This window comes from Verrucomicrobiota bacterium (assembly GCA_016871675.1).
Taxonomy (GTDB): domain Bacteria; phylum Verrucomicrobiota; class Verrucomicrobiia; order Limisphaerales; family VHCN01; genus VHCN01.
Map to the genome: position 1 here is coordinate 26,020 of VHCN01000031.1, position 11,688 is coordinate 37,707.

Consider the following 11,688-nt stretch of genomic DNA (forward strand, 5'->3'; position numbering starts at 1 on the left):
GCAAGGCAAACACCGCGACGGACTCCCTTCCCAAACTCCGCCACCTCTGCCATCGTCGCGTCATGCGTGCGACCTTGCTGCTCTCCGCCTTCCTTGCGTGCGTGCGACTTTGCCCCGGGCCGGCGATCGCCGCGCCGCGTCCGCCCAACGTCGTCTTCATCATCGCCGACGATCTCGGATGGGGCGACCTCGGTTGCTACGGCCAGAAGATCATCCGCACGCCGAACGTGGATCGCATGGCGGCCGAGGGCATCCGCTTCACGCACCATTACTCGGGCAACGCCGTGTGCGCGCCGTCCCGCTGCGTGCTCATGACGGGGAAGCACCCCGGTCACGCGTTCATCCGCGACAATCGCTCGACGCCGCCGGAGGGTCAGTGGCCGATTCCCGCGGACACGGTCACGATGGCGAAGCTCTTCAAATCGCGCGGCTATGCGGTCGGCGGCTTCGGCAAGTGGGGCCTCGGCGGGCCGGACAGCACGGGCGAGCCGCTCAAGCAGGGTTTCACGCGCTGGTTCGGTTACAATTGCCAGGGCGTCGCGCACAATTTCTATCCGACGCATCTCTGGGACAACGACAGGAAGGTGGCGCTGAAGAACCCGGCGTTCCCTTCCGCCGACACCTTCAAACCCGGCGAAGATCCGAAAGACCCGAAGTCCTATGCGCGCTTCAAGGGCACCGAGTATTCCTCGGACCTCATCTGGGAGCAGGCGCGGCAGTTCGTGCGCGACAACCGCGGGAAGCCCTTCTTCCTTTACGCGCCGACGACCGTGCCGCACCTCGCGCTCCAGGTGCCGGACGACTCGCTCGCGGAATACCTCGGCAAGTTCGACGACCCGCCCTACGCCGGCGGCAGGGGCTACCTCCCGCACTTCACGCCGCGCGCCGCCTACGCCGCGATGGTCACGCGCATGGACCGCGAGATTGGCGCGCTCATGAAAACCGTCGCCGACCTCGGCCTCGACGAGAACACGCTCTTCATCTTCACGTCGGACAACGGCCCGCTTCACGGCCGTCTCCAAGGTCTCGCGGGCACCGACGCGGCATTCTTCAACTCGAGCGGCGGGCTGCGCGACGGCAAGGGAACACTGTTCGAAGGCGGCTTCCGGGTCCCGGGCATCGTGCGGTGGAAGGGAAGCATCCGGCCCGGCCAGGTGAGCGAACGCGTGACGGGGTTCGAGGATTGGATGCCCACGCTTCTCGAACTCACCGGCGCAAAGGACGCCACGCCAGGCGACATTGACGGCATCAGCTTCGCCCCGACGCTCTTGGGGCAGAAGCAGCCGGAACGCGCATTTCTCTACCGCGAATTCCCCGGCTACGGCGGCCAGCAGTGCATCCGCATCGGCGACTGGAAGGGACTGCGACAGAATCTCCGCCCCGTCGCTGCGAAAAAGGCCGCGCCGAAAGCCGCGCCCGCCGCGCCCGACTTGAGCCTCAAGCTCTACAACCTCCGCGACGACCCGAAGGAAACGACCGACGTCGCCGCGAAGCACCCCGAAATCGTCGCGAAGATGCTTGCCCTCATGCGCAGCCAGCACGTCCCGGCGAAGGACTTCCCGATGCCGGCACTGGACAATCCCTGATGGCGCGGCGCGTCCTCATCATCGGCGGCGGCGTCATCGGGTTGTGCTCGGCCTATTACGCGGCAACGGCGGGCCACCGCGTCACGCTCGTCGAGCGCGGCGCGCCCGACCACGACACCTGCGCTCACGGCAGCGCGGGGATGATCACGCCGAGCCACTTCGTGCCGTTGGCCGCGCCCGGCATGGTTGCGCTCGGCCTCAAGTGGATGTGGAACCCCGAATCGCCGTTCTACATCAAGCCGCGTCTCGACCGCGAGTTGTTGAGCTGGGGCTGGAAATTCTTCCGCGCCGCAAACGCAGCGCACGTCGACCGCGCCGCGCCGGTGCTTGCGGAACTGAACCTCGCCAGCCGCGCGTTGTTCGAGGAGCTGGCGGACACGTCGCTCGCAGACTTCGGACTCGTTCGACGCGGCTTGCTGATGCTCTGCAAGTCGCCCGCCGTCCTCGACGAGGAGGCGCACTTCGCCGACCGGGCGAACCGCGTCGGCGTTCCCGCGGAAGTCCTCGACGCGAAGCAAGCCGCCGCGCTCGACCCCGATGCGCGCATGGACGTCGCCGGGGCGATTTACTTTCCGAAGGACTGCCACCTCGACCCGCGCCGCTTCATGGCTGCGTTGCAGGCGAAGTGCGAACAGCTTGGCGTGCAGTTTCGTTGGAACTCTGACGTCACCGGCTTCGCGAGCCACGCGCAAGACGCCACGCCGCGGCTCGCCGCCGCGCGCACATCCACCGGCGACATCGAGGCGGACGAGTTCGTCCTCGCGGGTGGCTCGTGGTCCCCGCAGCTCGCGCGCCCGCTCGGCCTGCGCCTGCCGATGCTGCCCGGCAAAGGCTACAGCCTGACGTTGCCGAGGCCGCGCCAGCTTCCGCAGCTCTGCTCCATCCTCACCGAGGCGCGCGTGGCGGTGACGCCGATGGGTTCGTCGCTCCGTTTCGGCGGCACGATGGAAATCGGCGGGCTGGATCACGACATCAACCCCTTGCGCGTCCGTGGCATCATCAAGTCTGCGCGCCGCTACTTCCCGGATTTCACGGAGTCGGACTTCGAGAGTGTCCAACCGTGGTGCGGCTTGCGGCCCGTGTCGCCCGACGGCCTGCCGTATCTCGGCCGCACCGCGAAGTGCCCAAATCTCACGATCGCCACCGGCCACGCGATGACGGGCCTGAGCCTCGGGCCGGTTACGGGCAGGCTTGTCGGCGAACTGCTCGACGGGAAGCAGCCGTCGATGGATCTCTCGCTGCTCAGCCCGGACCGGTTCGCGGCGTGACGCGCTGGCGACAACGGTCGTTGAGGCTAGGATTGCCGCGATCATGAAACTACCTGTAACGCGCCGCGCGGCATATCTCGCGCTCGCCTTGTTGGCCGGATGCCTCGCGGCCCGCGGCCACGCCGCCGTGGGCGACCCGCAGCTTCGGACGGAGCATCCGTGGTATCCGGGTGAGCTGGCGGTCGCCCACGACTGATTGCCCTTTGTGGCGTCGTGAGCAGCGCCGGGCGCGTGCGGCCCCTCAGCACACCACGAGTGCGCATTCCTCCTCGTGCTGCTGGTGCAGGCACTCCCGGAGGTAGCCCACGATCTGGTCGCTCAACCGATGGCATCGCGGGCACCAACGCTTCGCGCCCGCGAGGGTCTTCACGCAGGGCCTCAGCCCGCTGAACCGCAGCACGCGCGGATGCGTGGCGAGCCGGCCGCGCAGTTCGTCCCGAAGGCGCGGGAAGAAACCCAGCTCGAACGCGCCCGACGAAACGGTTGCGAGCGTTCGCAGGTCGCACTCGATCACGCCGCGGTCGGGCGCCGGGGCGACCGCAGAATTCACAGCCGGTCCCGCGGCCTTCACTTCCAAGCCGAAGCCCTGCAGCACGCGCTCAAGCGCGCTGATGAACTCCGCCATCGTGATCGTGGACCGGCCGAGCTCGTTCTTGAAGTAGTAGAGCACCGTCGCCGCCGCGTGGCGCACGAGGTCGGAGTGGACGCCGTTGGCCGCCTCGCCCATGACCTCAACGGTGATTTGTTCCGCGGAACAAGGGATGGCGGTGCCGTCCGGCTGTTCAAATGCCAGGCAGTGGGAATGTAGCAGTATCAACTTTCACCTCCAGTTTCTTGACGGCTTCAACGAAGTCGTCGGGTTCCTGAAACCGCCGATAAATGCTCGCGAACCGCACGTAGGCCACCTCGTCGAGCTGGCGAAGCTCCTGCATCACCCGCTCGCCGATCGCCATGCCCGGCACCTCGGCGTCGTATTTGTCCGTGATGTCGGAGACGATCCGCTCGACGGCATCCTCGATCGCCTGTGGACTGATGGGGCGCTTCTCGCACGCGCGCCCGATGCCTGTGGCGAGCTTGTCCTTCGAGAAGGGCTCCCGCCTCCCGTCGCGTTTGAGCACCATCAGCGTCGCGCGCTCGATCTGCTCGTAGGTCGTGAAGCGGTGGATGCACTTCATGCACTCGCGACGGCGCCGGATCGCCGTGCCCTCGCGTGAGGCACGTGAGTCAATCACCTTGTCTTCGAGACAACCGCACTTCGGGCAGCGCATGAGGTTCGGAACGGCAAAACACCGCTGACTACTGCTAAATGTGGCGGGTCAGTTCGTAACACACAGCTAATTGTGGTGTCAAGGCCGGCGGCGGTCTAATCGGAGCGATTGGCAGCGGCCGAAGCAGGGGAGCGAAGGGCTGTCGAATCGAGTTTGCATCAACGGGGGTGGGAACGTCACACCAAGGCATCGGCGTCACCCGACAAGCGACAGGCGGAATCCTGCCGGATTTGCGCTGTTGTGCTTCCTCGAATCCAAGAATCTTGCTGCCCGCCGGGCTTCGCACTGCTATTCCTCGCGCATGGGAATCAAAGACCGCCGGTTCGTCACCGCCGCCGACGCCGTGAACTTCCTCTCACCGTGGACGCTCGAGGAGTGGATGTGCCGCGGCGATGTCGTCGCCAACGAACACCTGCTTTTGGTGCGCGCCAACATGGATGCCGGCCGCTGCCACCCGTTTCACACGCATCCCACGCGCGAGGAGATCATCTTCATCATATCGGGTCGCGCGGAACAGTGGGTCGGCCGGGAACACCGCATTCTCGGGCCCGGTGAGATGGCGTTCATCCCGATGGGTGAAGTCCACGGCACGTTCAATCCTTTCGCCGAGAAGCTCGTCTTCCTCGCCATCCTCTCGCCGGCGAAGGCCGCCGAACCCGGCATCGTGGACGTCTCGACAGAAGAACCGTGGGCGTCGATTCGGAAGGGATTCCCTCCGGTAACGTAGCCCCCGGTGGTTCGCGGTGACGGCGTCGCGCTCCTCCGTGATCTTCGGTTCCGCAAAACCATTGGCAAAGTCCTGCGCACCGTTATTCTCCGTGCAACCGCTTCTTGAAATGAAACTCCACAGCTTCGTCCTCCTCGTCTCGCTCGGATTGACCGGCATTCAACTCAACGCCGCCGAGCCGTTGCGCGTCTTTATCCGCGCGAACGCCTCCAACCGCGGCCAGGAAGTCCACGCGCACCCGCGCTTCCTCGGTGACTGGACCAAGCTGCTCACCGACCGTGGCATGAAGGTCGAAGGTGGCCTCGAACTGCCCACCGCCGGGCAGCTCGCCCAAACCGACGTGCTCGTGATGTATGCCCAGGACGGCGGCGGCTTTCCGCCCGGACCATTGCGCGACGGCCTCGATGCCTTCCTCAAGCGCGGCGGCGGGCTCGTCGTGCTGCACACGGCCACCGTGCCCACCCGGTCCATCCCGGACAACTCCGCGCACTGGAAATCCGTCATCGGCGGCTCGTGGGTTCACGGCTCGACCAAGTGGCTCGAAGGCCCGATGGCGCTCTATTACGTGGACCGCACGCATCCCATCTCCGCGGGCACGGCGAACTTCGACCTCGACGACGAGATTTACTACGACATGGACCTCTCGCCCGACGCGCGCGTGCTCGCCGCGGCTTACACGCCGAACATGTCCGAGAGCCGGCGCAACCAGAAAAACGCGCAGCCCGCGAAAGGCAAGGTGACGGTCTACGACCTCGCGCCGCAGATGTGGACCTACGAGCGCGCGCTCGACGGCGGCAAGCCGTATCGCGCATTCGTCAGCATCCCCGGCCACAAGAACGCCACGTTCAACCTGCCGCACTATCGCGCCGTGCTGTTGCGCGGCATCGCGTGGGCGGGCCATCGAGCGGACGTAAACGAGTTCGTGAAGAAGGACGAGCTCGACTCGCTGCTCTATCCCGCGGGCGGGCCGTCGCGTCCGGCGGATTCGCTCAAGCAGCTCGTCGTGCATCCGGAATTCAAGGTCTCGCTCGTCGCGAGTGAACCGCTCGTGAACAAGGTGATGAACGTGGATTGGGACGCCGCCGGCCGGATGTGGGTCGCCGAGACGCCTGAGTATCCCGACGGCCGCTCGGTGAATCCGCGCACCGATTACGTCCAGCGCTGGCAGAAGGACGACAAGCTCTCCGACGATGGCAGGACTTACGCGCGCGACGCGCTCGATCGAATCTCGATTCTCACCGACACGAACGGCGACGGCGTGATGGACAAGAAGCAGGTCTTCGCCGACTTCGCGCACGGCGTGCCGGGCGGACTCGAGCGCGTGACGAGCTTCGTGCTGCACAAGAACGGCGTCATCGCCGCCGCCGCTCCGGACGTGTGGTGGCTCGAAGACACGAACGGCGACGGCGTTTGCGACAAAGCCACGAAGCTCTACACGAATCTCGGCTTCGGCGACACGCACGCCGTCATCAACAACCTGCGCTGGGGCTTCGACGGCTGGATATACGCGACACACGGCTACAGCGGCACGCGCGACGTGACGAGCGGCGACGGCTCGAAGCACTTCGGCGCGGCCGGCTCGGGCGTGGTGCGCTTCAAGCCCGACGGTTCGGCCTTCGAGCAGCATTCCAGCAAGGGCGGCAACACGTGGGGCCTCCAAATCTCCTGGGACAACGAGGTCTTCTGGACGCAACCGACCAGCGGCGACCTGCTCATGCACGTCGTGATGAGCGAGGGGCAGCTCTCGCGCGGGCGCATCCCCGGCACGACGAGTTTCTTCGTTGCGGAGAAAAGCGTGCAGACGTTTCCACTCATCCCCTACGACTCGCTTCCGTATGTGCAGATTGACCAGGTCGGGCGCTTCACCGCCGCGGCGGGCACGGTCATCTACGACGGCGGCTCGTGGCCTGCCGCGTGGAACTTCCGCTACTTCACCACCGAACCCACCATCAACATCGTCCACGATGCGATCGTAACGAAATCCGGCGTGACCTACACCGCCGCGCGCGCTCCGGGCCGCGAGACGGTCGAGTTCATCGCGGGCAAGGACCTGTGGTTCCGCCCGATCGAAGTGCGCACCGGCCCGGACGGCGCCGTGTATGTCGTGGACTTCTACAATCAGGCCGTCATCCACAACGACACGCGCGGCCCCAAGCACGGTCCGCGCAACGCCGCCATCCGCCCCGACCGCGACCATTACTACGCACGGCTCTGGCGCGTGGACCACAAGGACGCGCAAAAGCTCGCGGCGCCGAACCTCGCGAAGGCCGGCAGCGCCGAACTCGTCGCCGCACTCGACCACGCCAACCAGCACGTGCGCATGAACGCCGTCCGCCTGCTCGCCGAAGGCAGCAAGGCAGACGCCGCGCCCGCGTTGAAGCAACTTGTCGCTTCGCAGAAGCCGCCGCAGGCGCGTGTGGCCGCGCTGTGGGCGCTCGCGCAGTTGAGGCAACTCGACGCGCCAACGCTCACTGCCGCCGCAAATGACAGGGACGCAGCGCTCCGCAAGAACGCGATGAAAGCCGCCGCGGTCGCCGCGCCCCCCGGTGGCAACGTCAAGTCCGCCGCGCTCAAGCTCGCGAAGGACACCGACCCGCGCGTGCGACTTGACGCGCTCGTCGCGCTCGCGTCACAAGACATCACCGCTGCCGACGTCGCCGGGTTGGTCACGGCATATCCGGCGCTCGAAGACAGATGGTCGCAGGCCGCGTTCCTTGGAGTCGCCTCGAAGTCACCCGCGGCGTTTCTCGATGCCGCCTTCGCAAGCGGCAAGCCCGAACTCACCGCGCTCGTGCGCCAACTCAGCGGCAACGTCGCCAACTCGCCATTCCAGTCCGCCGAGCTCATCGTCTCGCTCGCGGGCAAGCCCGACAACGCCCTCAAGGCCAGCCTGCTCGAGAGCCTCGCTCCCGCGCTCAAGCTCGCTGAGATTCCCCCCTGGGACGCCGCCCTCGAAGCCGCGCTGCGCAATCTTTCCGCCTCGCCCGACGCTGGCGTCGCCGCCGCCGCGCTGCCGTATATCGCCAAGTGGGACACAACGGGCGCGCTCAAGGACATCCTCGCCACGCAGGTCAAGTCGCTGCTGGCGAAACTCGGCGACGCCAGCCTCGGCGAATCCACCCGCGCCGCGCTCGTGCCAAACCTGCTCGGGCTTCGCGCCGGCAACCCGGACATCCTCCCCGCCGTCACCAAACTTCTCGCCGGCAACGCGCCGGCCGGCCTCAAGCGCCGCGTCATCGAATCACTCGGCGACCTTGCGGACGCGAGCGTGGGCGCGAGCCTCGCCTCGGCGTATCCCGGCCTGAACACCGAATTGCAGCCGCTCGCGTTCAACACGCTGCTGCGGCGCAACGACTGGACACTCGCGCTCGTCGCCGCGCTCGAGAGCGGCGCCATCCGGCCCGAGTCGCTCGGACCTGCGAACATGCACCGCCTCCGTTACGCGCCGAATGCCGACGTCGCGCGGCGCGCCGCCGACTTGTGGCAGAAATTGCGTGGCGACGAAGGCAAGCAGAAGGACGCGCTCATCGCGAAGCTCACACCCGAAGTCGAGAAGAAGGGCAGCGTCGCGAAGGGCAGGGAATTGTTCATTGCGAATTGCGCCAACTGCCACCAACTCGGCGACCTCGGCAAGCGCGTCGGCCCGCCGCTCACCGGCATGGGCGCGCACGGCCCCGCCGAACTGCTCGGGCAGATCATCGACCCGAACCGCGAGGTGGATGCGGCGTTTGTCGCCGTCGCCATCGAGACCAACGACGGCGAGCAGCACGACGGCATCCTGACCCGCGAGAACAACCAGCTCGTCGCCCTCGCCAACGCCGCAGGCGAGAAGGAAATCCTAAAGTCCACGATCAAGTCGCGCCGCAGCACGGGCCGCTCGCTCATGCCCGAGGGCTTGGAGGCGCTCGGCGCCGAGGCCCTGCGCGACATCCTAGCCTTCATGTGCGAAGGCGACTCTCGGTTCCGCTTCGTGGACCTCGCGGCGGCGTTCACCGCGAACACGCGCGACGGCCTCTACTTGGCCAAGGAGCCCGGCGGCGGCGCGTTGCCGCTCGCCAGGTCCGGCGTCATCGCCGCGTTCGGCGTGCCCTTCAACGTCGTGGATCCCGCGCGCGCGCCCAGCGGCCGGAACATCATGGTCCTCAAGGGCGGCCCGGCGAATTCCTACGCGCAGAAAACCTTCCCGCAGGCCGTCGAGGCGAAGCTCGGATTCGCGGCGAAGCAACTGCACTTCCTCGGCAACGTCGGCGGCTGGGCGTTCCCGTTTGGCCAGGCAAAGGAATCATCGCTCAAAGTCACCGTGCACTACGCGGGCGGCAAGACCGAGGAACTCTCCTTCAAGAACGGCGAGGACATCGCCGACTACATCCGCGAGGTGGATGTGCCCGAATCGAAGCTCGTGCGCGGCATCGGCGGCAACGGCACGCAGGTGCGATTCGCCAGCCGCAAGCTCACGGGCGCAGGCGTGATTGAGAAACTCACTTTCGCCAGCGCGGCGAGCATCGTCGCGCCCACCACGCTCGCGGTGACCGCGGACTTCAGCGCGGACCCCATCGCCGGCGCGCCCGCGCCCGCGCCCGCGCCCGCCGCGCCGGACGCGCCGAAGAAAGGCAAGAAGGCCGCCGAGGCCGCGCCCGCCGCGCTTCCGCCGCGCGCCGCAACGATCGAGTGGGGCGCGGGCACGAAGGTGCTGCTCATCGGTGGCGGCAGCTCGCACGACTTCCAGCGCTTCTTCAACCTCGCCGACGTCGCCACGCTCAAGGCCGCGAAGTTTTCCGTGAACTACACCGAGAGCCCGCTGGACTTCGTGGACCACGTGAAAACCGTGGACGTCCTCGTGCTCAGCGTGAACACGCCCGCGTTCACCACGCCCGAGGCGCGCAAGGCGCTCTTCGACCACGTCGCGGCGGGCAAGGGCTTGGTGCTGCTGCACGCGGGCGTCTGGTATAACTACCGCGACTGGCCCGAATACAACCGCGAGCTGGCCGGCGGCGGCTCGCGCGGACACGACCGCCTCGGCGAATACGAGGTGAAGGTCACCAACGGCGCGCACCCCATCATGAAAGGCGTCCCGGCGACGTTCCGCATCACCGACGAACTCTACTACTACACGCCCGACACCACGGGCACGCCCATCGAAATCCTCGCCACCGCGACTTCGACGCAGCGGCCCGGCACCTATCCGCAAGTCTTCGTGGTGAAGCACGCGAAAGCCCGCATCGCCGGACTCACCCTCGGCCACGACGCCCGCGCCCATGACCTGCCGGAGTTCAAGACGCTGCTTGTGAACTGCATCGAGTGGGTGAAGAGGTAGTGACTTATGAACCGGCCGGGCTCCTGCATTTTCTTTGCGTTGGCTTGGTCGCTCGTGGCGGCGCTCGGAGCCGAGGACAGGCCGACGCTCGCGCAGGAGATTGCCAAGGCTCGCGCTGAGTTGGTTGAAACGGAGATGAAACTGTTGCCGGAAGCACGGGCGGTTCCCGACAAGTCGGCAACGGAGGTCCGTGAGCGCCAGCGGGAGGCGGAGGCGACTCGGATGGGCCGCAAACCTCTCGGGCGATGAGGTCTGCCGGGCATTGAAGCGGCTTGGCTTCGTGTTCCAGCGGCAGACCGGTTCCCACCGCCACTACGCCAAAGGTGGCCGGCATCCGCGCGTGCCGGTGCACCGCGAAATCCGTCCGAAGACGCTTCAATCCATCCTCAAGCAGGCGGACCTCACGCTTGTGGAATTGCTGGCGAATCTCTGAGGTGGCAGGCAGCGGACTGCCGCCCTGCCTCTTTCACCCTTCCATCACTTCCCGCTCGCTCACGCGCTGCGCGATGACGGCGACGCAATCGCCTTGCTGGGTGAGGCACGGGGCGCGTTGGGTGATGAGGTAGCCGGCGGACTGCGCAACGAGCGGCTCGGGGGCGCGGTCGGCGCGTTCGAGGTGATGGATGAAGCCGACGGTCTGGCCGCGTTTCACTTTCGCGCCGAGGTCGAGGCCGATTTCAAAGATGCCGGACTCGGGCGCGAGCAAATAGTCCTCGCGATGCAACGCCTGGGTGAGGATGACCGGCGGCAGGCCGAGTTTTTTGCGCGTCTGCTCGCGGCCTTTGAGCGCGCCGAGGTGAATGAGGACGTTGCGCAGACCGCTCTGCGTGATGCGGTGCACGTCGGCGGGGATGCATTCGCCGCCGCCCATTTCCGTGGTGACGACGAGCTTGCCCTGGTTCTCCGCCTCGACCGGCAGCAGGCCCGTGCCCGCGATGTCCGCGTAGAGGAAGGCGAAGTCGGCGTTCCACGCGAGCATGGCGTCGAGCATCCGGCGGCGTTGCGCGCGGTCGGCGACGAGGTGCATCGTCGAGCACGGGACGAACTCCATGCTGCGGCCGCCGGAGTGGATGTCTATGACCACGTCGCTCAGGGGAAAGAGAACGGTCGTGAGGTAGTGGGCAATCTGGCTGGTGACCGCGCCCTCGGGCGAGCCGGGGAAGGCGCGGTTCATGTTCATGCCGTCCACGGGCGAGAGGCGCGTGGCGGCGCGAGCGGCGGGGAAGTTGAGCGAGGGAATGAGGATGAGGCGGCCGTTGACCATCGCGGGCGTCAGTTCGCGCGCGAGTTTCATGATGGCAATCTGGCCCTGATATTCGTCGCCGTGGTTGCCGGCGAGGATGAGGACAGTCGGGCCTTTGCCGCGTGCGACGATGGTGCAAGGGATGAAGATGTTCGCCCAGCCGCCGAGGTTGTGGGACCAAGGGACTTGGAGGAAGCCCTGCTGCTTGCCGGAGCGGGAGAGATCGAGGGTGGTGTTTAGCATAGGTGGTTCACGCGACGCGAAACTTCCGCACTTCTCCCT

General features: G+C 66.7%; 8 protein-coding genes. 5 read left to right on the forward strand and 3 right to left on the reverse strand.

What is annotated here, in order from left to right; all coding sequences use genetic code 11:
* Positions 1 to 62 precede the first annotated feature (62 nt).
* Together FJ386_08520 and FJ386_08525 are read left to right on the forward strand one after the other, a co-directional pair.
* Positions 63 to 1,586, forward strand: coding sequence for an arylsulfatase (locus FJ386_08520; GenBank protein ID MBM3876745.1), 1,524 nt, complete (start codon positions 63 to 65; stop codon positions 1,584 to 1,586).
* Positions 1,586 to 2,854 (forward strand): FAD-dependent oxidoreductase, encoded by a 1,269-nt coding sequence (locus FJ386_08525; GenBank protein MBM3876746.1) that lies wholly within the window; start codon positions 1,586 to 1,588, stop codon positions 2,852 to 2,854. The genes FJ386_08520 and FJ386_08525 overlap by 1 nt, the downstream gene beginning before the upstream one ends.
* Before the next feature lie 241 nt (positions 2,855 to 3,095).
* On the opposite strand, the gene FJ386_08530 is transcribed toward FJ386_08525, so the two are convergent.
* Both FJ386_08530 and nrdR read right to left on the reverse strand, forming a co-directional pair.
* On the reverse strand, positions 3,096 to 3,581 hold the full coding sequence (locus tag FJ386_08530) for a hypothetical protein (GenBank protein MBM3876747.1): 486 nt from the start codon (positions 3,579 to 3,581) through the stop codon (positions 3,096 to 3,098).
* A 55-nt stretch (positions 3,582 to 3,636) separates the two neighbouring features.
* A complete protein-coding gene (nrdR, locus tag FJ386_08535) occupies positions 3,637 to 4,122 on the reverse strand; it encodes a transcriptional repressor NrdR (protein ID MBM3876748.1) in 486 nt (161 codons plus the stop codon).
* Positions 4,123 to 4,423: 301 nt separating this feature from the next.
* Here nrdR and FJ386_08540 point away from each other — a divergent pair, with 301 nt between their 5' ends.
* The 3 genes from FJ386_08540 (at position 4,424) to FJ386_08550 (ending at position 10,596) form a co-directional block, all read left to right on the forward strand.
* Positions 4,424 to 4,849, forward strand: coding sequence for a cupin domain-containing protein (locus tag FJ386_08540; protein ID MBM3876749.1), 426 nt, complete (start codon positions 4,424 to 4,426; stop codon positions 4,847 to 4,849).
* Positions 4,850 to 4,958: 109 nt separating this feature from the next.
* Positions 4,959 to 10,163 (forward strand): c-type cytochrome, encoded by a 5,205-nt coding sequence (locus FJ386_08545; protein ID MBM3876750.1) that lies wholly within the window; start codon positions 4,959 to 4,961, stop codon positions 10,161 to 10,163.
* Between the two features lie 190 nt (positions 10,164 to 10,353).
* Positions 10,354 to 10,596, forward strand: coding sequence for a type II toxin-antitoxin system HicA family toxin (locus FJ386_08550; GenBank protein ID MBM3876751.1), 243 nt, complete (start codon positions 10,354 to 10,356; stop codon positions 10,594 to 10,596).
* Between the two features lie 33 nt (positions 10,597 to 10,629).
* On the opposite strand, the gene FJ386_08555 is transcribed toward FJ386_08550, so the two are convergent.
* A complete protein-coding gene (locus FJ386_08555) occupies positions 10,630 to 11,649 on the reverse strand; it encodes a hypothetical protein (GenBank protein MBM3876752.1) in 1,020 nt (339 codons plus the stop codon).
* Positions 11,650 to 11,688: the final 39 nt, after the last annotated feature.

Coding starts and splice junctions, on each gene's coding strand:
- FJ386_08555 (MBM3876752.1), bottom strand. CDS start 11,649: ATGCTAAACACCACCCTCGATCTCTCCCGCTCCGGCAAGCAGCAGGGC.
- FJ386_08520 (MBM3876745.1), top strand. CDS start 63: ATGCGTGCGACCTTGCTGCTCTCCGCCTTCCTTGCGTGCGTGCGACTT.
- FJ386_08540 (MBM3876749.1), top strand. CDS start 4,424: ATGGGAATCAAAGACCGCCGGTTCGTCACCGCCGCCGACGCCGTGAAC.
- FJ386_08530 (MBM3876747.1), bottom strand. CDS start 3,581: ATGGGCGAGGCGGCCAACGGCGTCCACTCCGACCTCGTGCGCCACGCG.
- FJ386_08545 (MBM3876750.1), top strand. CDS start 4,959: ATGAAACTCCACAGCTTCGTCCTCCTCGTCTCGCTCGGATTGACCGGC.
- nrdR (MBM3876748.1), bottom strand. CDS start 4,122: ATGCGCTGCCCGAAGTGCGGTTGTCTCGAAGACAAGGTGATTGACTCA.
- FJ386_08525 (MBM3876746.1), top strand. CDS start 1,586: ATGGCGCGGCGCGTCCTCATCATCGGCGGCGGCGTCATCGGGTTGTGC.